The sequence below is a fragment of the Variovorax sp. Soil_C_19 genome, from assembly GCF_057657255.1.
Genome location: NZ_JBDGIV010000009.1, coordinates 132,981 through 153,346, shown reverse-complemented (window position 1 = coordinate 153,346; position 20,366 = coordinate 132,981). Strand labels below are relative to the sequence as shown.

At 68.1% G+C, this 20,366-nt stretch carries 23 protein-coding genes; 17 read left to right on the top strand and 6 right to left on the bottom strand.

Features of this window, described 5'->3' with window-relative positions; all coding sequences use genetic code 11:
* Window position 1 precedes the first annotated feature (1 nt).
* Both AC3A6R_RS18510 and AC3A6R_RS18505 read left to right on the top strand, forming a co-directional pair.
* Complete coding sequence (locus AC3A6R_RS18510; protein WP_487862792.1) at window positions 2-613, top strand: TetR/AcrR family transcriptional regulator; 612 nt, start codon at window positions 2-4, stop codon at window positions 611-613.
* A gap of 24 nt (window positions 614-637) precedes the next feature.
* Complete coding sequence (locus AC3A6R_RS18505; protein WP_487862791.1) at window positions 638-1,123, top strand: MarR family winged helix-turn-helix transcriptional regulator; 486 nt, start codon at window positions 638-640, stop codon at window positions 1,121-1,123.
* An 18-nt stretch (window positions 1,124-1,141) separates the two neighbouring features.
* Here the strand turns inward: AC3A6R_RS18505 and AC3A6R_RS18500 are convergent, their stop codons facing one another.
* Window positions 1,142-1,804, bottom strand: a complete 663-nt coding sequence (locus AC3A6R_RS18500) for a TetR/AcrR family transcriptional regulator (RefSeq protein ID WP_487865172.1) — start codon at window positions 1,802-1,804, stop codon at window positions 1,142-1,144.
* Window positions 1,805-1,929: 125 nt separating this feature from the next.
* Between AC3A6R_RS18500 and AC3A6R_RS18495 the strand changes: the two genes are divergently transcribed.
* The 4 genes from AC3A6R_RS18495 to AC3A6R_RS18480 are packed head-to-tail and all read left to right on the top strand — an operon-like array spanning window position 1,930 to window position 4,655.
* Entirely contained in the window at window positions 1,930-2,361 is a 432-nt protein-coding gene (locus AC3A6R_RS18495; protein ID WP_487865171.1) for a VOC family protein, read from the top strand.
* 15 nt (window positions 2,362-2,376) lie between these two features.
* Complete coding sequence (locus tag AC3A6R_RS18490) at window positions 2,377-2,796, top strand: VOC family protein (RefSeq protein ID WP_487865170.1); 420 nt, start codon at window positions 2,377-2,379, stop codon at window positions 2,794-2,796.
* A gap of 25 nt (window positions 2,797-2,821) precedes the next feature.
* On the top strand, window positions 2,822-4,285 hold the full coding sequence (locus AC3A6R_RS18485) for a DHA2 family efflux MFS transporter permease subunit (protein WP_487865169.1): 1,464 nt from the start codon (window positions 2,822-2,824) through the stop codon (window positions 4,283-4,285).
* 10 nt (window positions 4,286-4,295) lie between these two features.
* A complete protein-coding gene (locus tag AC3A6R_RS18480) occupies window positions 4,296-4,655 on the top strand; it encodes a DUF1428 domain-containing protein (RefSeq protein WP_487862786.1) in 360 nt (119 codons plus the stop codon).
* Window positions 4,656-4,680: 25 nt separating this feature from the next.
* Here the strand turns inward: AC3A6R_RS18480 and AC3A6R_RS18475 are convergent, their stop codons facing one another.
* A complete protein-coding gene (locus AC3A6R_RS18475) occupies window positions 4,681-5,439 on the bottom strand; it encodes a sulfite exporter TauE/SafE family protein (protein WP_487865168.1) in 759 nt (252 codons plus the stop codon).
* Between the two features lie 98 nt (window positions 5,440-5,537).
* On the opposite strand from AC3A6R_RS18475, the gene AC3A6R_RS18470 reads away from it, so the two are divergent.
* From AC3A6R_RS18470 to AC3A6R_RS18455, 4 genes are all read left to right on the top strand, one after another.
* Complete coding sequence (locus AC3A6R_RS18470; protein WP_487865167.1) at window positions 5,538-6,380, top strand: alpha/beta hydrolase; 843 nt, start codon at window positions 5,538-5,540, stop codon at window positions 6,378-6,380.
* 2 nt (window positions 6,381-6,382) lie between these two features.
* Window positions 6,383-7,336 (top strand): bifunctional Delta(1)-pyrroline-2-carboxylate/Delta(1)-piperideine-2-carboxylate reductase, encoded by a 954-nt coding sequence (lhpI, locus tag AC3A6R_RS18465; protein ID WP_487865166.1) that lies wholly within the window; start codon window positions 6,383-6,385, stop codon window positions 7,334-7,336.
* Window positions 7,337-7,475: 139 nt separating this feature from the next.
* Complete coding sequence (locus AC3A6R_RS18460) at window positions 7,476-7,727, top strand: hypothetical protein (RefSeq protein ID WP_487865165.1); 252 nt, start codon at window positions 7,476-7,478, stop codon at window positions 7,725-7,727.
* Window positions 7,728-7,888: 161 nt separating this feature from the next.
* Window positions 7,889-9,436, top strand: coding sequence for an Ig-like domain-containing protein (locus AC3A6R_RS18455; RefSeq protein ID WP_487865164.1), 1,548 nt, complete (start codon window positions 7,889-7,891; stop codon window positions 9,434-9,436).
* Between the two features lie 3 nt (window positions 9,437-9,439).
* Here the strand turns inward: AC3A6R_RS18455 and pcaF are convergent, their stop codons facing one another.
* Genes pcaF through AC3A6R_RS18440 form a run of 3 tightly spaced genes read right to left on the bottom strand, consistent with a single transcriptional unit; the run spans window position 9,440 to window position 12,043 of the window.
* Entirely contained in the window at window positions 9,440-10,645 is a 1,206-nt protein-coding gene (pcaF, locus tag AC3A6R_RS18450; RefSeq protein ID WP_487865163.1) for a 3-oxoadipyl-CoA thiolase, read from the bottom strand.
* 43 nt (window positions 10,646-10,688) lie between these two features.
* Window positions 10,689-11,342 (bottom strand): 3-oxoacid CoA-transferase subunit B, encoded by a 654-nt coding sequence (locus AC3A6R_RS18445; protein WP_487865200.1) that lies wholly within the window; start codon window positions 11,340-11,342, stop codon window positions 10,689-10,691.
* Entirely contained in the window at window positions 11,342-12,043 is a 702-nt protein-coding gene (locus AC3A6R_RS18440; protein WP_487865162.1) for a 3-oxoacid CoA-transferase subunit A, read from the bottom strand. The genes AC3A6R_RS18445 and AC3A6R_RS18440 overlap by 1 nt, the downstream gene beginning before the upstream one ends.
* Window positions 12,044-12,187: 144 nt before the next feature.
* On the opposite strand from AC3A6R_RS18440, the gene AC3A6R_RS18435 reads away from it, so the two are divergent.
* On the top strand, window positions 12,188-12,976 hold the full coding sequence (locus AC3A6R_RS18435) for an IclR family transcriptional regulator domain-containing protein (RefSeq protein WP_487865161.1): 789 nt from the start codon (window positions 12,188-12,190) through the stop codon (window positions 12,974-12,976).
* Between the two features lie 14 nt (window positions 12,977-12,990).
* Here AC3A6R_RS18435 and AC3A6R_RS18430 read toward each other — a convergent pair whose 3' ends face one another.
* The gene (locus AC3A6R_RS18430; RefSeq protein ID WP_487865160.1) at window positions 12,991-14,010 is read right to left on the bottom strand and encodes a Bug family tripartite tricarboxylate transporter substrate binding protein; all 1,020 of its coding nucleotides are present in this window, start codon (window positions 14,008-14,010) and stop codon (window positions 12,991-12,993) included.
* Between the two features lie 208 nt (window positions 14,011-14,218).
* Between AC3A6R_RS18430 and AC3A6R_RS18425 the strand changes: the two genes are divergently transcribed.
* The 6 genes from AC3A6R_RS18425 (at window position 14,219) to AC3A6R_RS18400 (ending at window position 20,353) form a co-directional block, all read left to right on the top strand.
* Window positions 14,219-15,346, top strand: coding sequence for a YybH family protein (locus AC3A6R_RS18425; RefSeq protein WP_487865159.1), 1,128 nt, complete (start codon window positions 14,219-14,221; stop codon window positions 15,344-15,346).
* A gap of 23 nt (window positions 15,347-15,369) precedes the next feature.
* Complete coding sequence (locus AC3A6R_RS18420; RefSeq protein WP_487865158.1) at window positions 15,370-16,731, top strand: L,D-transpeptidase family protein; 1,362 nt, start codon at window positions 15,370-15,372, stop codon at window positions 16,729-16,731.
* A gap of 426 nt (window positions 16,732-17,157) precedes the next feature.
* Window positions 17,158-17,358 carry a Flp family type IVb pilin gene (locus tag AC3A6R_RS18415; protein WP_487865157.1) on the top strand — a complete coding sequence of 67 codons (201 nt, stop codon included), beginning with the start codon at window positions 17,158-17,160 and terminating at the stop codon, window positions 17,356-17,358.
* Window positions 17,359-17,393: 35 nt separating this feature from the next.
* Window positions 17,394-17,882 carry an A24 family peptidase gene (locus tag AC3A6R_RS18410; RefSeq protein ID WP_487865156.1) on the top strand — a complete coding sequence of 163 codons (489 nt, stop codon included), beginning with the start codon at window positions 17,394-17,396 and terminating at the stop codon, window positions 17,880-17,882.
* A 75-nt stretch (window positions 17,883-17,957) separates the two neighbouring features.
* Window positions 17,958-18,962 carry a Flp pilus assembly protein CpaB gene (gene cpaB / locus AC3A6R_RS18405; protein ID WP_487865155.1) on the top strand — a complete coding sequence of 335 codons (1,005 nt, stop codon included), beginning with the start codon at window positions 17,958-17,960 and terminating at the stop codon, window positions 18,960-18,962.
* Window positions 18,963-18,985: 23 nt separating this feature from the next.
* Entirely contained in the window at window positions 18,986-20,353 is a 1,368-nt protein-coding gene (locus AC3A6R_RS18400; protein ID WP_487865154.1) for a type II and III secretion system protein family protein, read from the top strand.
* Window positions 20,354-20,366 lie beyond the last annotated feature (13 nt).

Below are 20,366 nucleotides of genomic sequence, written 5' to 3'. Positions count from 1 at the left end.
ATTGACCGAAGCTCCTCCTCGCAAGCGCCTCGCGCGCAGCGACCGCTACCGCCAGCTCATCGGCGCGGCCTGGGCGCTGGTGCGCCATGAAGGCATGGACGCCCTGACCCTTGGCCGGCTGGCCGAGCAGGCGCAGGTGGCCAAGCCCGTCGTCTACGACCATTTCGGCAGCCGCAACGGCCTGATCTCGGCGCTGTACCTCGACTTCGAGGCGCGCCAGACACTCATCATCGACGCCGCCATCGCAGCGAGCGCCCCGACGCTGCCCGCGATGGCGAACGTCATCGCCTCGACCTACGTGGACTGCGTGCTTGCGCAGGGCCGCGAACTGCCGGGCATCGTCGGTGCGTTGGCCGGTGCGCCCGAACTCGAACTCATCCGTCGCGAATGTTCCGACGCGTTCCACGCCAAGTGCCGCAGGGTGCTGGCGCCGTTCGCGCCCGGCGGGCAACTGGCGCCGCTGCGCGTGCGCGCAATGCTCGGCGCGGCGGAGGCCCTGTCGTACGCCGCGGTCTCGAACGAGATCACGCCCGCCCAGGCTACGGCCGAGCTGCATGCAACGATCGTGCTGCTGGTCACGACGCCGAAGACGCAAATGCCGTCGGCGCGGTAGGCCGACGCGTTACGCTCCGGGCCTATGCCTCGACCCTCCAAGAAAAGCACGCCCAAGGCCGAACCCGCGGCCGCCGGCAAGCACGACCGGCTCGATGCCCGCGTGCTAGAAGACTTCGTCGGCTACAACGCGCGGCGTGCCTGGCTCATCGTGAGCGACGTGTTCGCCGAACGCATGGCGCCCTACGGCCTCAAGCAGATCGATTTCTCGGTGCTGTCGCTGCTGGCGCACAACCCGGGCGCCACCTCGCGCCAGCTCTGCAACACGCTCGACATCCTGCCGCCCAACCTCGTGAGCCTGGTGTCCACGCTCGACAGCCGCGGGTTGATCGAGCGCCGCCCGCATCCGCACGACGGCCGCGCGGTGGGCCTGCACCTCACAGAAGCAGGCGAGAAGCTGATCCGGGAAGCCGAGCAGACGGTGGTGCAGCTCGAGGCCGATGCGAGCGCCCGGCTCACCGCGCGCGAGCGCGAAACGCTGATCCGGCTGCTGCAGAAGATCTATCTCTAGGCCGCGCGCCGCGCCGCGTCAGAGGCCGCGCTCCACCATGTCGATGAGCTGCTGGCCGAGCGCATGGATGCCGGCCGCATCCATGGCCTTGAGCGGGCCGTCGATGATCAGCAGCGCGAGCCCGTGCACCGCCGACCAGGCCAGGTACTCGGCATTCAGGCGGCGCGCGGGATCGAGCGCTCCCGCCTCCACGAGCTTGTCGATCGCGCCGCCCAGCAGCTGGAACGGGTCGAGCCCGCTCTCGCCCGCGCTCCCCGGTCCGACGTCGCCCTGCGCATCTTCGGACGACACCACGAACGCGGTGCGGAACAGCCCCGGCTCGGCCTGCGCGAAGCTCAGGTAGGCCGTGCCGATGGCGCGCACGCGTGCGCGCGCGAAGTCGGCGGGCGGCTGCTCGCAGGGCAGCACCGCCAGTTCCTTTTCCATCGCCACCGCCGCGGCCGAGAGCGCGGCGGCACGCACCGCCAGCAGCAGTTCGCGCCGGCTCGCGAAGTGGCGGTAGGCCGCGTTGGGCACCACGCCGGCGCGCCGCGTCACTTCGCGCAACGCCACCGCCTCGGGGCCGCCGTCGCGTGCCAGCTCGATGCCCGCGTCGAGCAGCGCCCGGCGCAGGTCGCCATGCCGGTAGGTGCTGCGGGCGGCAGGCGGCTTCGGGGCGGGCGGGACAACGCGCGGACTCATCGGAAGATCTCCATGTGGACAGTGTCCATTATGTCTGCTATTCTTTGTGGACGGTGTACACAAACTAGGTATTCCGTATTCGCGCAGTGTCTTGCGCGCCCGTTCATCCCTCCAAAGGAATCGCCATGAAAGTCCAGTCCTATCTCTCGTTCGAAGGCCGTTGCGACGAAGCGATCGCTTTCTACAAGCAGGCGCTCGGCGCCGAAGTGGTCCAGTTGATGCGCTACAGCGAGGCACCCGAGATGCCTGCGTCCGAAGCCGAACAGGGCTGCGCGGGCGGCACGCCCGCAGCCGACAAGGTGATGCATTCGGTGCTGCGCGTCGGCGAAACCGAGCTGATGCTGTCCGACGGGCAGTGCTCGGGGCAGGCGGAGTTCAAGGGCATCATGCTGGCGATCACCGCCGCCACCGACGCCGACGCACGCAAGTGGTTCGATGCGCTGGCCGCCGGGGGCCAGGTGATGCAGCCGCTGACGCCGACCTTCTTCACGTCGAACTTCGGCATGCTCGCCGACCGCTTCGGCGTGGGCTGGCTGATGGTTGTCGCTGCCGCGTAATCCGAAGGAAACACCATGTCTCCCATCCACGCCTATCTCACCTTCGACGGCCAGGCGGCCGAAGCCATGCGCTTCTATGCAAAGACGCTCGGCGGCACGCTCCAGATGATGATGACCGTCGGCGAAACGCCCGACGCCGAGCACTTCCCGCCCGAGGCTCGCGGCCGCATCATGCATGCCTCGCTGGCCTACGGCGACGGCATGCTCATGGCCTCCGACAGCATGCCGGGCCAGCCGTACGAAGGCATGAAGGGCTTCGGTGTCGCGCTCACCATCGACTCGCTGGCCGAAGCGAAGCGCGTGTTCAACACCTTCGCCGAAGGCGGCCAGGTCGGCATGCCCTTCGAGAAGACCTTCTGGGTCGAAGGCTTCGGCATGGTCACCGATCGCTTCGGCACGCCGTGGCTCATCAACGGCGGCAAGCCCCTCGTCTGATCTTGTCTTTCTTGCAGGAACACCCATGACCGACTCACCCGACAACAACAACCGCAAGCGCTGGCTGGCCCTGATGGTGCTGTGCCTCGGCGTGCTGATGATCGTGCTCGACACCACGATCGTGAACGTGGCGCTGCCGTCGATCCGCACCGACCTCGGCTTCACGGAAACCTCGCTGGTCTGGGTGGTGAATGCCTACATGCTGACCTTCGGCGGCTTCCTGCTGCTGGGCGGACGGCTCGGTGACCTTTACGGCCACCGCCGCATGTTCCTCGCCGGCCTCGTGCTGTTCACGCTCGCCTCGCTGGCCTGCGGCATCGCCAATTCGCAGGGCCTGCTGATCGCGGCGCGTGCGGTGCAGGGCCTGGGCGGCGCAGTGGTGTCGGCGGTGGCGCTCTCGCTGATCATGAACCTCTTCACCGAGCCGGCCGACCGCGCCAAGGCCATGGGCGTGTACGGCTTCGTGTGCGCGGGCGGCGGCAGCCTCGGCGTGCTGCTCGGGGGCCTGCTCACGAGCACGCTGAGCTGGCACTGGATCTTCCTGGTCAACCTGCCGATCGGCGTGGCGGTGTATGCGCTGTGCGTGGCGCTGCTGCCGAAGGCGCGCGGCCATGCCCACGGCGAGAAGCTCGACGTGGCCGGCGCGGTGGCGGTAACGCTGTCGCTGATGCTCGCGGTGTACGCCATCGTCAACGGCAACGAGGCCGGCTGGCAGTCGGCGCAAACGCTCGGCCTGCTCGGCGCGGCCGTGGTGCTGATGGTGCTTTTCATCGCCATCGAGGCACGGGTGCAGCATCCGCTGATGCCGCTCGGCCTGTTCCGGCTGCGCAGCGTGTCGGTGTCGAACGTGGTGGGCGTGCTGTGGGCGGCCGCGATGTTCGCGTGGTTCTTCATCTCGGCGCTCTACATGCAGCTGGTGCTCAACTACACGCCGATGCAGATCGGGCTGGCCTTCCTGCCGGCCAACCTGCTCATGGCGCTGTTCTCGCTCGGCGTGTCGGCCCGGCTGGTGATGCGCTTCGGCATCCGTGGGCCGCTTGCCATTGGGCTCGGCCTCGCGGCCGTCGGCCTGGCGCTGTTCGCCTGGGCGCCGGTGAACGGCAGCTTCATGCTGCATGTGCTGCCGGGCATGCTGCTGCTCGGCCTCGGCGCGGGCATGGCGCTGAACCCACTGCTGCTCGCCGCGATGAGCGAGGTGGGCCCTACCGAATCGGGGCTGGCCTCGGGCGTGGTGAATACCGCCTTCATGATGGGCGGCGCCCTGGGCCTGGCCGTGCTCGCGAGCGCGGCGGCGGCACGCACCGGCGCCATGACCGCGGCCGGCGCGCAGCTTCCGCTCGCGCTCACCGGCGGCTACAACCTGGCCTTCCTGATCGGCGCGGTGTTCGCGGCCGTGGCGGGGCTGCTCGGCGGGTTGCTGCTGCGCACTGCGTCGCCGGCTGCATCGCAGGATAGCGACAACAAATCGTTCTTTTCCCCTCAACCCTAGGAGACTTTCAATGGCTCGCTATATCGATGGTTTCGTCGTTCCCGTTCCCTCCAACAACATCGAGGCCTACCGCAAGCTCGCGCGCAAGGCCGGCAAGATCTGGATGGAATACGGCGCGCTCGAATACGTGGAATGCATTGCCGACGACGTGAAGCCCGGCAAGTACACGTCCTTCCCGCAAAGCGTGAAGCAGAAGGCCGACGAGACGGTCGCCTTCTCGTGGATCGTCTACAAGTCGCGCAAGCACCGCGACGCGGTCAATGCCAAGGTGATGGCCGACCCGCGCCTCGCCGCGATGGACCCGAAGACCCTGCCGTTCGACGGCAAGCGGATGATCTTCGGCGGCTTCAAGCCCATCGTGGAGTTCTGAGCGAGCGCTGCGCCGGGCCTGCTGTTCAGGCCAGAAAGCCGTCGTAGACGAGCTTCAGGCCCGTCAGCAGCATGCCCAGGTACACGAAGCGGTAGAACCACGTGGCGTCGATGCGCCGCGCGATGCGGATGCCGACCCAGACGCCGAGGGGCGCGAGCGGCATCAGCACGACCGAGGTGGCCAGCGTGCGCAGGTCGATCAGGCCGAGCCACGCGTAGGGAATCCACTTGCTGAGGTTCACCACGAAGAAGAAGTACGCCATCGTCGCGGTGAACACCACGGGCTTGAGCCGCAGCGGGATCACGTAGGCATTGATCGGCGGCCCGCCCGCATGCGCGATGAAGCTGGTGAAGCCCGACACCGCGGTCAACACCGCACCCACCGCGCGCGAGGGCAGCGGATCGTCGGGCTTGGGCGGAAACACCAGCCGCTGCGCCAGGAACAGCAGCGTGAACATGCCCACGATGCCCGCCACCGTGTGCGGCGACAACACACGGAACAGCAGCGTCCCCACCACCGTGCCGACAAGCCCGAACGGGATCAGGAACTTGAGCAGCGCACGGTCGAAGTCGTTGCGGAATGCGGCCAGGCCCAGCAGGTCCATCAGCAGCAGCAAGGGCATCAGGATGGCCGCGGCCTGCGGCACCGTGACGGCCAGCGCCATCAACGGCACCGCGAGCGAGCCGAAGCCCGCGCCGAAGCCGCTCTTGCTGACGCCGAGCAGCAGCACGGCGGGAATGGCGACCGCATAAAAATGCGGATCGGTGATGAGGGGAAAGACCATGGGGGGCGCGGCGCAGAAAAATGCCCGCGCGGCATTCGGGGCGGACCGCCCGAGCGTAGCAGGATGGCGTGAGCGATGCCTGCGCTATCCTCCGCGCGATGAACTGGCACAAGCTGGCCTCGATGCTCGTCCTGCCCGCCTTTCTCGGCGGCTGCGTCCAGTCGATGTTCTATTACCCCGACCGGGTGCGCTACGAGACGCCCGAGGCGCTCGGCCTGCAGTACCTGCCGGTGCGTTTCCACAGCGCCGACAGCACGGCACTCGCGGGCTGGTTCATTCCCGCCAGCGGGCGCGCGGACCCGCGGCAGGCCAGCGGCACCGTCGTGCATTTCCATGGCAATGCGCAGAACATGTCGTCGCACTGGCGCTTCGTGGCCTGGCTGCCGAAGCAGGACTTCAACGTGTTCGTGTTCGACTACCGCGGCTACGGCGAGTCCGAGGGCAAGCCGGAGCCGAAGGGCGTCTTCGAAGATTCGAATGCCGCGCTCGACCATGTGCGCTCGCGCGTGGACGTCGATCCCGAGCGGCTCCTGGTGTTCGGCCAAAGCCTCGGCGGCACCAACGCGATCGCCGTGGTGGGCGCGGGCAACCGGGCCGGCGTGAAGGCCGCGGCCATCGAATCGACCTTCTTCTCGTATTCGTCGATCGCCAGCGAGAAGCTGCCGGGCGCCGGCCTGCTGGTAGGCGACACCTACGCCGCCTCACGCCACGTGGCAGCGGTGTCGCCCATTCCGCTGCTGCTCATCCACGGCACGGCGGACGCGGTGATCCCGCATTCGCATTCGCAGCGCCTGCTGGCGGCGGCGCGCGAACCGAAGCGGCTGATCGAGGTCGCGGGTGCCGGCCACCTCGAACCCATGGCGGCCGCGCGCTTCGGCACCACGTACCAGCGCGCGCTGGTCGAGTTCTTCAACGCTTCGCTACCGCCACGGCAACCCTGACCATGCAACATTTCGACGAAGCCGCCACCCGCGCCCCGCTCGGCTTCGAGCAGCTGGTGCCCGCATTGCGCGCGGCCTTTGCAGCCGATGCCCAGGTGCCGCCGCGCCATGTGCACGCCATCGAGACCGCCGGCGCCGACCAGGGCACGGTGCTCATCATGCCGGCGTGGAGCGACGCGGGCTTCCTGGGCATCAAGACGATCAACATCTTTCCGGGCAATGGTGCGCGCGGCCTGCCGGGCCTGCATGCGACTTACGTGCTGTACGACGCACGCACCGGCGTGCCGCTCGCGCTGATGGACGGCAACGAGATCACCGCACGCCGCACCGCGGCCGCCTCGGCGCTCGGGGCTTCGTTCCTCGCGCGCCAGGACGCGCGCCGCCTGCTGGTGCTCGGCACCGGTCGCATTGCGCGGCTGCTGCCGGCCGCGCATGCGAGCGTGCGCCCCCTCGGCAGCGTGCATGTGTGGAATCATCGCCCCGAAAGCGCCAGGGCGCTGGCCGCGCAATGGCGCGCCGAAGGCTTTGACGCCAGCGCCGCCTCCGACCTCGAAGCCGCCGTGCGCGAGGCCGACATCGTGAGCTGCGCCACGCTCGCAACCGCGCCGCTGGTGCGCGGCGAGTGGCTCGCGCCGGGCTCGCACCTCGACCTGATCGGCAGCTTCACGCCCGCCATGCGCGAGGCCGACACGCGCTGCTTCGAGGGTGCCCGGGTCTTCGTCGACACCCCCGAGGCACTGCAGAAGGCCGGCGAACTGCTCGACGCGATCGCCGCCGGCACGCTGCGCGCCGACGCAGTGCAGGGCACGCTGACCGCACTCTGCCGGGGCGAAAGCACCGGCCGCGCAGGCCGCGAGGAGCGCACGGTCTTCAAGGCGGTGGGGAGCGCGCTCGAGGATCTGGCTGCGGCCACGCTGGTTTGGCAGAACGCAGGGCCGTTTTTTCCTAGGCCTTAAGGACTACCCATCGTCGCCACAGCGCGCAACGAAAGCCATTGACTGACACGCGCACCGGTCATGCGGCCGATGGCACGCCTCTTGCGCGCTGGCTAAGCTGAAGCGCCCTGGTTCACAGAGGTTCAGAGAGGCCCGCCGCATGCTTACCGTTCTCCAGAAAGCCACCATCCTCGGCAAGGCCGGTTTCGACGTGCCGGCTCGTCCGGTCGACGACGCCACTGCCGCTGCGCCGGGCCTGGCCACGCCCTCGCTCGCGGTGCACGATTGGGCCCGCGCCATCGAAACGATGTACGTGAGCTACGTGGCCGCCCGCGCAGCCAAAAGCCTGCGCGACGCCGAGGAATCGCGCCAGGCCGACCTGCTGCGGCGGTTGTCGCTCGCCGGCTCGTAAACGAGTCCGAAACCACCATTGGCTCGTTAATGTGTAGAAAAGTTCACACTTTCGGGCATCTGCCAGGTAACTCGCGCCCCACCCACCCCGGATAGACAAGGAGCGTCGACCGGACTGCCGGCAGGCCGACGCGTTCACGTCCTGCCGGCGGGGGTTCGTGCATGTTGTTCAGGTTGGGGAGTCGCTTCGCGGATCGCTCCGTCGAAGCCGTCGGTGCAGTGGCGCACCTGCGCCGGGCGGGTGCAGCCGTCGCTTGGGCCATGTTCCTGCTGCCGCCGTCGATGGCCTCGGCAGCGCTCGACGAGGTCGGCAAGGCGCCGCAGAGCGTGCACCGGCTCAAGTTCTACGTCGACCCGGTGCATGCCTCGGCCATCGGCGCGGAAGAGGCGGGGCGGCGGCTCGCCCGGTACGTGGCCGACATCAACAGCGTGTTCGCGCGCGAAACGGTGCGCAGCTTCGTCTTCGACCCGGCGCAGGACCTCCGGCTGGTCGCGCCCAAGGCCGCGCCGCCCTGCACCTTCAACGACCTCGTCGACCGGGAGATCGTCGTGTGCGTATCGGCCTCGCAGCGCGGCTACAGCCACGGCGGGCTCGCGATGAGCTGGACCTATCCGCAGAAGGGCGTGATCTGGAACCTCAACTGGACCGCCATCCACGACCCGGATGCCTTGTCGCGCGATATCGTGCCCGCAGCGCCCGAGTCGGTCGAGAAGGACTACCTCGGCCGCCAGCTCAAGACGCTGCTGCACGAGCTGGAGCATGTCTTCGGCGCGGGCTCGGGCGAGTACTACAACGCGAGCCATGTGACCGACACCACGGGCGTCGCGCCGAAAACCGACCTCGCACTCTCGAACCCGCGCGATGCGTACTGGTGGCCGCGCCAGCACTGGCGGCACGATCCGCTGCTCGGCAGCGTGTTCGAGGAGCGCTTCCGCCCGCAGGCCAACCGCACCGCCACGCTCGCGATGACCCGCTTCACCGCGGGCACCAGGGCGATGATCAACACCGACTGGCGGCAGTGGCCGCGCTGGGCCAGCTCGACCTACATGGCCGGCACGGCGCACACGCAGGTGGCGGTTACCGATCGCCGGACCGGGGCCGTGCTGCCCGGCGCGCGCGTCGCCGTCTGGCGCGATCCGGGCCGGCACAAGCCGCTGGTGCAGGTGGCCGAGGGCCGCACCGACGCCAGCGGCCGCTTCGTCTTCGACTGGGGCTGCGGGCACAGCTGCTTCGCGGTCGGCAAGACGACGCTGCTGGTCAAGGCGCAAGCCGAAGGCCGCGTGGCCGGCGCCACATGGTTCACCATCTTCGATGCCTTCGAGCAGAAGGCGGTGCAGGGCCGCGACGGGTTCACGATCGACCTGGCGCTCGGCACACCCGACAGCCACCGGCCGAGCGTTTCGGTCGCCGCGCCCGCGGCCGCGGTGGTCGGTCAGGCCACGGTGGTGACGCCCATCGTGTCGGACGACGCCGGCGTGACGGGCGTGAAGGTGCTGCTGGCCGGCAGCAGCCTACCGCTGTGCACCTTCACTGCCGCGCCCTACGTCTGCCACTGGACCCCGGGCAATGCCGGACTGCAGACGATCGAGGTGCTTGCGACCGATGCAGCGGGCAACACGGCCGTCGCGTCGGCGCGCGTGCAGGTGGCGGCGCAGGCCGCTGAGCGCGGCCTGGCCCTGGCCTTTGCGGCGATCTTCACCGCGCCGTAGCGTTCAGACCCGTTCCAGGATCACGGCGATGCCCTGCCCCACGCCGATGCACATCGTGCACAGCGCATAGCGGCCGCCGCCCTTGTGCAGCTGGTTCACCGCGGTGGTGGCCAGGCGTGCGCCGCTGGCGCCGAGCGGATGGCCGAGCGCGATGGCGCCGCCGTTGATGTTCACGCGCGCATCGTCGTCGGCGAGGCCGAGCAGGCGCAGCACCGCGAGGCCCTGCGCGGCGAAGGCTTCGTTGAGTTCGATCACGTCGATCTGGTCGAGCGTGAGGCCGGTGAGCGCCAGCACCTTCTGCGTGGCGGGCGCGGGGCCGATGCCCATCACGCGCGGCGCGACGCCCGCCGTGGCCATGCCGACCACACGGGCGCGCGGCGTGAGGCCATGCTTCGCGGCGCTGGCTTCGTCGGCCAGCAACAGGGCGCAGGCGCCGTCGTTCACGCCGCTGGCGTTGCCCGCGGTCACGGTGCCGTCGGGGCGCACCACGCCCTTGAGCTTGGCGAGCGACTCGAGGCTGGTCTCGCGCGGATGCTCGTCCTTGCTGACGATGAGCGGATCGCCCTTCTTCTGCGGCACGGTCACGGGCACGATCTCGGCGTCGAAGAAGCCGGACTTCTGCGACGCCACGGCGCGCAATTGCGAGGCGAGCGCCATGCGGTCTTGCGCCTCGCGCTCGATCTTGTAGTCGGTCGCCACGTTCTCTGCCGTCTCGGGCATCGAGTCGACGCCGTACTGCGCCTTCATGAGCTTGTTGACGAAGCGCCAGCCGATGGTGGTGTCGTACACCGCGTTGTTGCGGCTGAACGCGCTCTCGGACTTGGGCATGACGAAGGGCGCGCGGCTCATGCTTTCGACGCCGCCGGCGATCATGAGGCCGGCTTCGCCCGCGCGGATGGCGCGCGCGGCGCTGCCCAAGGCATCGAGGCCCGAACCGCACAGGCGGTTGATGGTGGCGCCGGGCACTTCGATCGGCAGGCCCGCGAGCAGCGCCGCCATGCGCGCGACGTTGCGGTTGTCTTCGCCGGCCTGGTTGGCGCAGCCGTAGAGCACGTCGGTCACGGCCTGCCAGTCGACATTGGCGTTGCGTTCCATCAGCGCCTTGAGCGGCACGGCGCCGAGGTCGTCGGTGCGCACGCTGGAGAGCGATCCGCCGTAGCGGCCGAAGGGGGTGCGAACGGCGTCGCAGATGAAGGCTTGCTGGGTCATGTGTGTGTCTCTGTGGAAGGGGTGGTCGGGCTGCGGGCCGGTGTCATGCAGCGATCGGCAGGCCCACGAGCTGCTCGAGCGCCTCGCGGCTCAGCCCCTCGACGGTGTCGATGAGCTTCAGGCCCTGGGGCGTGCATTCGAGCGTGGCAAGGTCGGAGTACACGCGCTTGACGCAGCCGATGCCGGTCAGCGGATAGGTACATGCCTGCACCAGCTTGCTCGTGCCCTGCTTGGTCAGCAGGTCCATCATGACCCAGGTCTGCTTGGCGCCGATGGCCAGGTCCATCGCGCCGCCGACAGCGGGGATGGCGTCCTTCTCGCCCGTGTGCCAGTTGGCGAGATCGCCGGTGGCCGAGACCTGGAACGCACCGAGCACGCAGATGTCGAGATGACCGCCGCGCATCATCGCGAAGCTGTCGGCATGGTGGAAGAACGCGCCGCCGGGCAGCAGCGTCACGGGCTGCTTGCCCGCGTTGATGAGGTCGTAGTCCTCTTCGCCGGCCTCGGGCGCGGGGCCCATGCCGAGGATGCCGTTCTCGCTCTGCAGGATGACCTCGCGGCCCTGCGGCAAGTGGTTGGCCACGAGCGTCGGCTGGCCGATGCCGAGGTTGACGACGGCGCCGTCGAAGATGTCTTGCGCCACGCGCGCGGCGAGCTGGTCCTTGGTGCGGCGGGTGTAGTTGCTGTTGCTGCTCATCATGCTGCCTTCTTGAAGCCGCCGGCCTGCGTGACCGTGCGTTCGATGCGCACCACCTGGTGCACGAAGATGCCGGGGGTGACGATGGTCTCGGGGTCGAGCGTGCCGAGCTCGGCAATGTCGTGCACCGTGGCCACGGTCTTCTTCGCGGCCATGGCCATCACCGGGCCGAAGTTGCGCGCGGCCTTGCGGTAGACCAGGTTGCCCCAGCGGTCGCCGCGCTCGGCCTTGATGAGCGCCACGTCGCCGTGGATCGGGTACTCGAGCACGTATTGCTTGCCGTCGATTTCGCGCGTTTCGCGCTCGCCCGCGAGCTGCGTGCCGTAGCCGGTTGGGCAGAAGAAGGCGCCGATCCCCGCGCCCGCAGCGCGGATGCGCTCGGCCAGGTTGCCCTGCGGCACCAGCTCGAGCTCGAGCTTGCCGCTGCGGTAGAGCCCGTCGAACACCTGGCTGTCGGCCTGGCGCGGGAAGCTGCAGATGATCTTGCGCACGCGGCCGGCCTTGAGCAGCGCGGCCAAGCCGGTCTCGCCGTTGCCGGCGTTGTTGTTGACCACGGTGAGGTCCTTGGCGCCCTGCTCGATGAGCCCGTCGATGAGCTCGCCGGGAATGCCGGCGGTGCCGAAGCCGCCGATGAGCACCGTGGCGCCGTCGGGAATGCCCGCCAGCGCATCGGCGACCGAGCGCGCGATCTTGTTGATCATGAAGCCTGTCTCCGGAGAAGAAAGAAGAAGGAAGGACCAGCGAACCGGGCGGCCGACCGCGCAACGGAACGCTGTGCAATGCGTCAAGATGTTCGCATAAAGAACATTTGTTCGTATAATGAATTCTAAGGACGATCGTTCAGCATGGCAACCCACCCCCTCCAGACCGGCACCACGCCCGCGCCCGGCGACAGCTACGTGCAGTCGTTCGCGCGCGGCCTGCAGGTGATCCGCTCGTTCAGCGAAAGCGCGCCGCGCCAGACGCTGAGCGAGGTGGCCGCTGCGAGCGGCCTCACGCGCGCGGGTGCGCGGCGCATCCTGCTCACGCTGCAGACGCTGGGCTATGTCGTGAGCGACGGCAAGTTCTTCACGCTCACGCCGCGCATCCTCGACCTGGGCTTTGCGTACCTTTCGTCGATGCCGATCTGGAACCGCGCCGAGCCCGTGATGGAAGCGCTGGTGCAGCAGGTGCAGGAGTCATGCTCGGCCGCCGTGCTCGACGCGACCGACATCGTCTATGTGATGCGCGTGCCGACGCAGAAGATCATGCGCATCAGCCTGGGCGTGGGCTCGCGCCTGCCGGCCTACTGCACCTCGCTAGGCCGCCTGCTGCTGGCCGACCTCGACGACGACGAGGTGCGCGCGCGCCTCGAAGCCTCGCCGCGCGAGGCGCTCACCGAGCACACGGTGACCGACGTCGACACGCTCATGGACAAGGTCGCGCAGGCGCGCCGGCAGCAGTGGTGCCTGGTCGACCAGGAACTCGAGGAAGGCCTCGTCTCCGTGGCCGCGCCCATCGTCGACCGGCAGGGCCGCATGGTGGCCGGCCTCAACATCAGCGGCCAGGCCAACCGCACCAGCGCCAAGGCGATGCAGGAAACGATGCTGCCCGCACTGATCGACGCCGCCAGAAAAGTCTCGCAACTGCTTTAGCCAGAGCCAGCGTCCTAGGCTTCAGATTGGATGCCCTTCATGATGATCACACCGCCGAGCCGGGCCGTGTCGGCGCGCATGCGGCGGGCCAGCGCCTCGGGCGGGCCGGGCTGGGCCTGCCAGCCGGTCTTGAGCAATGCGGCCGCGACCTCGGGTGAACGGATCACCTCGGTCAGCGCGGCATTGAGGCGGGCCACGGCGGCCGGCTTCATGCCCGCGGGCGCGGCAAGCGCGGTCCATATCTCGAGATCCGCGCCGCGCACGTCGACGTCGCGCACCGTCGGCAGGTCGCCGGCCAGCGGACTGCGCTCGGGCGAGGTCACGCCGATCGCCTTGATCTTGCCCGACTTCACATGCGGCAGCGCGAGCCCCGGCGGCAGCAGCGCCAGCTGGATCTCGTTGGCGAGCAGGCCGGCAATCACCTGCGGATTGCCGGTGTAGGGCTTGTGCTGCGCGGTGATGGCCGCACGGCTCTTGATGAGCTCCATGCCCAGGTGGCCCACCGTGCCCACGCCCGGCGTGCCGTACCTGCCGCCGCTGCTCAGGTTGCGCACCCACAGCAGTTGCTCGGCGGCCGTCTTGCCCTCGGCCGCACCCGACACCGCCAGCACCAGCGGCGCGGTGCCGACCAGGCCCACGGGCGCGAAGTCCTTCTCGGGGTCGAAGCCGAGCTTGGGATTGAGCAGCTTCGCGATCGTGAGATTGCCGTTGATCAGCGCGCCGATGGTGTGGTCGTCGGTGGCCTTGGCCACCAGGTCGGCCACCAGATTGCCGCTTGCACCGGGCTTGTTCTCGACGATGACCGGCTGACGCAGGATCTTCGACAGCGGCTCGGCGATGGCACGCGCCGCGAGGTCCGGCGAAGCGCCGGCCGGAAAGCCCACGAGGATGCGCAGCGGCCTGGTGGGCCATGCGGCGTCGCTGGCGGCGGCAGCCGGCGCGGCGGCGCGCTGGGCCAGTGAAGCGGGCGTGAAAAGCGTTGCGGCAAGGGCGGCGGCGCCACTTTCGAGCAAGCGGCGTTTGGTGATCTTCAAGGCGGCTCCAGAGAGTGAGAGGCAGGAAGTGTCGGGGGAGGTGTCGGCGAGGTCGGACTTACAGAACGTTACATGAATGTTTCCTATCGCGCAAGCCAGGCGCCTTGCCCGTTAGCGACGGCCATGCTCGGTATCCGGAAGTTACCCGCCCACATACAATTCCTGCCGCGTCCCACTCCCTTTTCTCCCCTACGAGGTCTTGCCCGCAATGCCCAAGAGCCCCCTGCTGCGCGCCCGTTTCGGCTCGTTGTCCCCCGTTGTTCGCGCCCTGCTCGTGGCGACGGCTTGCGGCATCTCGTTTTCGGCGCTCGCTGCACCGGAGCACGACGAGGTCGACCGCCTCGTGCAGGCCGGCAAGTTCGACGAGGCCCAAACCCGTGCCGACGCGTTCCTGAAGGACAAGCCCAAGGATGCGCAGATGCGCTTTCTCAAGGGCGTGATCCAGCTCAACGCGGGCAAGCGCAACGAGGCGATCGCCGTGTTCACGCAGCTCACGCAGGATTCGCCCGAACTGCCCGAGCCCTACAACAACCTGGCGGTGATCTACGCCGGCCAGAACCAATTCGACAAGGCGCGTGCCGCGCTCGAAAGCGCGATTCGCACCAATCCGAGCTACGCCACGGCGCAAGAGAACCTCGGCGACGTGTATGCGCGGCTGGCCAGCCAGGCCTACAGCAAGGCGCTGCAGCTCGACCAGAACAATGCGGCGGCCGTGCAGCCCAAGCTGGCGGTGATCCGCACGCTGTTCACGCCGCCGGCGGGCAGCGCAGCGGCGGCGCCGGTCGCACCGGCACCTGCACCGGTCGCGAAGGCGCCGGCCGCGCCCGCGCCCGCAGTTGTTGCCGCTGCAGCCGTTGCACCGCCGGCGCCCGCGCCGGCCCCGACCCGCGCCACCACTGTCCCTGCCCCGGCCGCACCGCCCGTCGCGATCGCCAAGGCCCCCCCGTCGGCTGCTGCACCCGCGCCCGCGCCTGCACCAGCCGCCGCGCCCGACGCTAGCGCCGACGTCGAGAACGCTGTGCGCACCTGGGCGGCGGCCTGGGCGGCGCAGGACATGGACCGCTATCTCGCGGCTTACGGCCCCGACTTCAACCCCGGCGGCGGCCAGAGCCGCAAGGCCTGGGAAGAAGAGCGCCATGCGCGCATCGTCGGCAAGTCGAACATCAGCGTGAACCTCGAGAACCTCGTGGTCCACGTCGACGGCCAAGTGGCCACGGCCAAGTTCCGCCAGATCTACCGCGCCGACAACCTCAACATCAGGAGCCGCAAGACGCTGGAGCTGCAGCGCACGTCGGGCAGCCAATGGCAGATCCGCAAGGAAAGCGTCGGCGGCTAGTGACGGGTGTCGTCCGGCCCCAGATGCCTCCGCTGCGGCGCGGGGGGCGCCTGCTCGCCGCGCTCGCGGCGGCAACGGCGCTGCTGGTGTCCGCGCCCGCTGCCCTCGGTGCTTCAGTCAAGCAGGGTCAGGGCAAGACGAGCAACGCCAAGAGCGCGAAAGCGACCAAGTCGAAGGTGGCGACCGGCAGCCGCCGGGCGGAGCTAAAAAGCGCGGCCCGGCCGAAAAACGCCACGCGCAGCAGAAGGGCCGCCCCGGCCGGCCCGATCGAGCAGGCCAGCAGCGCCGAGGCCCGGCTCATCGGCGTTTACGAACTGTTCGGCCGCGGCCAGGCCCGCCCGGCCTTGCAGAAGGCGCGCGAACTGGTGCGCGACCATCCCAACTTCCAGTTGGCCCAGTTGGTCTATGCCGACCTGCTCGCCACCCAGGTGCCGCCCGCGCACGGTTTTTCGGATGCCGCGAGCGTCGGCAAGCTGCGCGGCAGCGCGGCCATGGCCGAACTGCGCGAAGAGTCGCGCCGGCGCCTGCAGGCACTGCGTGACCGGCCGCCGCCCGGCACCGTGCCGTCGCAGTTCCTCGCGCTTTCCACGCGCAGCCGCTATGCCATCGCCGTCGATGCCTCGCGCTCGCGCCTGTACCTGCTCGAGAACTCCGACAAGGGCTTGCAGCTCGTCGCCGACTACTACGTCTCCGTCGGCAAGTCGGGCATCGGCAAGGTCAGCGAAGGCGATGCACGCACCCCGCTCGGCGTGTACTACGTCACCAGCAAGCTCGACCCGAAGTCGCTGAAGGACTTCTACGGCGCGGGCGCGCTCCCGATCAACTATCCGAACCCCTACGACGTCCGCCGCGGCAAGACCGGCAGCGGCATCTGGCTGCACGGCACCCCGCCGCAGCAGTACGCCCGCGCGCCGCTCGCCAGCGACGGCTGCGTGGTCATGGCCAACCCTGACCTGAAACAGCTGCTGCGCAAGGTGCAGATCGGCGCCACGCCGGTGGTCACCGCACCGAGCCTGCAATGGATTTCGCGCGCGCAGGCCGAAAAGGAAGCCCAATCGTTCACCAGCGCCATGGCGGCCTGGAAAGACGCGCGCGCCAATGGCAATGAAGTGCAATTGAAGAAATTCTATTTGCCGGATTTCCAGCGCGGCGGCAGGAAATCGGCAGAACCGGCTTCGGTTTTCCAGGACGAAGTGGAATACGCCCAGGGCAAGCGTGTCCAGTTCAAGGAAATGTCGTACCTGCACTGGCGCGACGGCGACGACACCATGGTCGCCACCTTCGGCGAAGTGTTCGAAGGCGAGAAAAGCGGGCGCACCCGGCGCCAGTACTGGCTGCGGCAAGGCAGCGAGTGGAAGCTTTTCCACGAGGACATCCTCGGCTAAAGCCTCAATTTGCCCCTGCCAACCGGGGGGCTAAGGGGCTGGATGTGTGACTTTTTTCTCACTTTCTCCCCCAATATCGACCGTTACATCTGGTCGCTCAACTGTGGTGTTACGTGACGCGAAACGTCTGTGTTCCCGTAACGTCAACATCTTCGCACCCCTCTGTTCCACGTAACGTGGGTACCACATTCATGGTATGGGTACCTCTGTTTACAGAGGTAAGAATCCGCCTACGAACCGGTCAGGGCGCGATGGCGCAGAGGTGGTTCGGAGGGTGGCGCCGGGCTGGCAGCCATCCTGCTTAGTGAGTAGGGCTATCACAACCGCGGCCGCTTCCCGTTCGTTGACCCGGTTGATACACAGAGTTACGCCGTATAACATCAAGCCTCCCAGCCGTTCGTTAACATTTTTCAAAGGGTAAAAATCATGCTTCGCTCTATCACTCGGTTCCTGCGCGACGAAGAAGGCGCTACTGCAATTGAATATGGAATTATTGCGGGGCTGATGGCAATTGTTTTGGCCGCTATTTTCAGCGATACGAATGGGACTCTTGCTGGAGCACTCCGTGGTGTGTTTTCGCGGATCTCCACGACGCTGGGCGGTGCTGCCGTCACCCCTGGCTCCTAAACGAGTTGTCACAACACTTCCTTACCGAGTCCTCATTGCTCGTCTGGTTGTTGTTTGTTGCCGTCTTCGATTTCCGAAAGCGCCGCGTTCCCAATTGGCTGGTACTTGGCGGGGCTGCCCTGGCCTTGGCAACACTGGCGGGTGGTCAGCAGCCTTTCGGACTCCCGTGGACTGCAGCTTTCCTGGGCGCAGCGGTCGGGTTCGGATTTCTCCTGCTGTTCTACGTCGTCGGCCTCATGGGGGCGGGGGACGTGAAATTCGCGGGCGCGCTCGGGCTCTGGGTGGGCCTGCAGGGACTGGTGCCGATCTGGATCGTTGCAAGCTTGCTCGCTGGCCTCCACGGAGTGCTCTGGCTTGCATTGCAACGCTGGGCACTGTTTCCTAAGGTCGCCTTGATGCTTCGGGGCCAACCGGACGCCCTCAACGCTACGGCGCCGCCTGGCAGTAAGGCGCGCTTCGTTCCTTACGCAGCCTATCTCGCACTGGCCACTGTGGTGTGGATTGTTGGGGGACGACAGAGTTAGCCGCTTCAGCCTCTGTCTCGCAGGCCTCTTTGTTCTTTCGTTGGTTGCTTGCTCCTCTTCTTCAGTCCGCCGCCCATGATCAATCTCACCAAAGTCATCGCCGCCATCCTCGTGCTCCTGGCCCTCGCGCTCGGCGGCTATGCATGGATGCTCAGCCGCCAGCCCCCGCCGCCGGTCGCTGTCGCACCTTCCTCTTCTTCTGCCGCGGCTCCCGGCAAAGCGGCCCAGGCACAGACCTTCCCCATTGTCGTGGCGGCCAAGCCCTTGCCCGCGGGGCAGGCCATCCCGGCCGATGCACTGCGCGTCGAACGCCTGACGATCAATCCGATGGGCGCCTTCCAGGACACTTCGCCCGTTGCTGGCCGCGTGCCGGTGATCGACCTCAGCGAAGGCTCGCCGCTGCTCGAAGGCCAGCTCGTGTCGGGCCTGGCCTTGCGCGTCGCCGAAGGCGAGCGCGCGGTCGCCATCAAGGCCGACGAGATCATGGGCGTGGGCAACAAGGTGCAGCCCGGCGATTTCGTCGATGTCTTCGTGATGCTCAAGTCGGACAGCAAGGACATCGATCGCAGTCAGGCCCGACTGCTCCTCTCGCGCAAGCGCGTACTCGCCTACGGTAGCGCCTCGGTCGACGGCCTGCCCACCAAGATGGACAAGAACGGCACGGCACAACAGCAGGCCCAGCGCGCCGAACAAGCCCGCACGGCGGTGCTCGCAGTTCCCGTGGACGACATCAATCGGCTGACGCTGGCCGAGAACAGCGGCCGTTTGATGCTGGCGCTGCGCCATCCCACCGACATGGCGGAGCCCGATCCCAAGCTCATTGCCGAATTGCCGCTCGCCCTGCAACCGCCCGCGCCCAAGCCCGGCGAACCGCGCCGCGCCCCGCTCGAGGGACTGGACCGCGCGCAGGCCGGTGTCACCACGGCAGATTTCGTGAGCGGCGGCAAGCCGGGCAGCACCGTCTCGCGCGTGCCCACCATGGCTACCGCGCGCACCGCGGCGCCACGCACCGGCGATGCCCGCGGCGGACTCAAGGTCGAAGTCATTCGCGGCGATCGCAGCGAAACCATTAACTACTGATCACGCAGGAAAAAAAGAACACCATGACGATCGCCCCTCGCGCGAAAACAGCCGGCCCCGCACGCGCCCTGCGTCCCACACTCGCGGTGCTGAGCTTGCTGGCGCCGGGCGTCTGGCCGGTGGCGTCCACTGCTGCCGATGCCACGGAGGCGACGTCAGCGCGCGCCGCGCTCACGCTGCGCATCGACGCGGGCACGCAAAAGGAGCTGCTGATCGGCAGGGGCATCGAGCGCATGGCCCTCGCCGACGAGACGGTGGCGGGCGTCTCGCTCACACGCCAATCGCCCAACTCGCCGGCGGCACGCCTGATCGTCACAGGCAAGGCTGCGGGGCGCACCACGCTCATGGTCTGGGAAAAAGGCCAGTCCGCCGCCACGGTGTACGCGCTCGAAGTCCGGCGCCGCAGCGCCACGCTCAAGGGTTCGCTCGACAGCATGGAAGCGCACCAGGATGCGCGCACAGCAGCCCTGGCCGCCAGCGGCGACAAGGCCACGCTGATCGACCGCTCCGTCGTCAACGTGCGAGGAAGCAGCGTGCAGGTCGAGGTGAAGATCGTCGAATTCAACCGCAGCGTGCTCAAGCAGGCCGGCCTCAATATCTTCAGCACCCGCGCCAATTCCAACGGCTTCAGCTTCGGCGTGTTCACGCCGTCGTCGCTGCGCTCCACGACCTTCGCCTCCGACGGCTCGATCAGCGGCGACTACAGCAATCCGCTCGCGCAGGCCTTCAGCCTCTTGTTCAATTTCGGCAAGGCGGGCCTCGGCCTGAACGTCGGCTTCCTCGAAGGCAACGGCATGGCGCGCGTGCTGGCCGAACCGACACTGGTGGCGCTGTCGGGCCAGAGTGCGAGCTTTCTGGCCGGCGGCGAACTGCCTGTTCCCGCACCGCAGGGCTTGGGCACGACGAGCATCGAGTACAAGCCGTTCGGCATCGGCCTCACTGTCACGCCGACCGTGCTGTCGAACGACCGCATCGTGCTCAAGGTGGCGCCCGAAGCCAGCGACCTGGACTACACCAATTCGCTCAGCATCGGTGGCGTCGCCGTGCCCGCGATCAGCACACGCCGCGCCGACACCACGGTGGAACTCGGCGACGGTGAGAGCTTCATCATCGGCGGCCTCGTGAGCCGCACCACGACCTCGAACGCAGACAAGGTTCCGCTGCTCGGCGACATCCCCGTGCTCGGGACCTTCTTCAAGCAGAACAAATACCAGATGAGCGAGAAGGAGCTGGTGATCCTCGTCACGCCGCACCTGGTGAAACCCATTGCGCGTGGCACCGACCTGGGCCCGTACCTTCCCGGTGGCGCAGAGCAGCGCGACGGCCCGGTCTGGCGTTCGCATCTGTTGGGCCCGGCATCCGGCACCACGGTCCCGGGCTTTTCGCGTTGACGACAACCAGTTC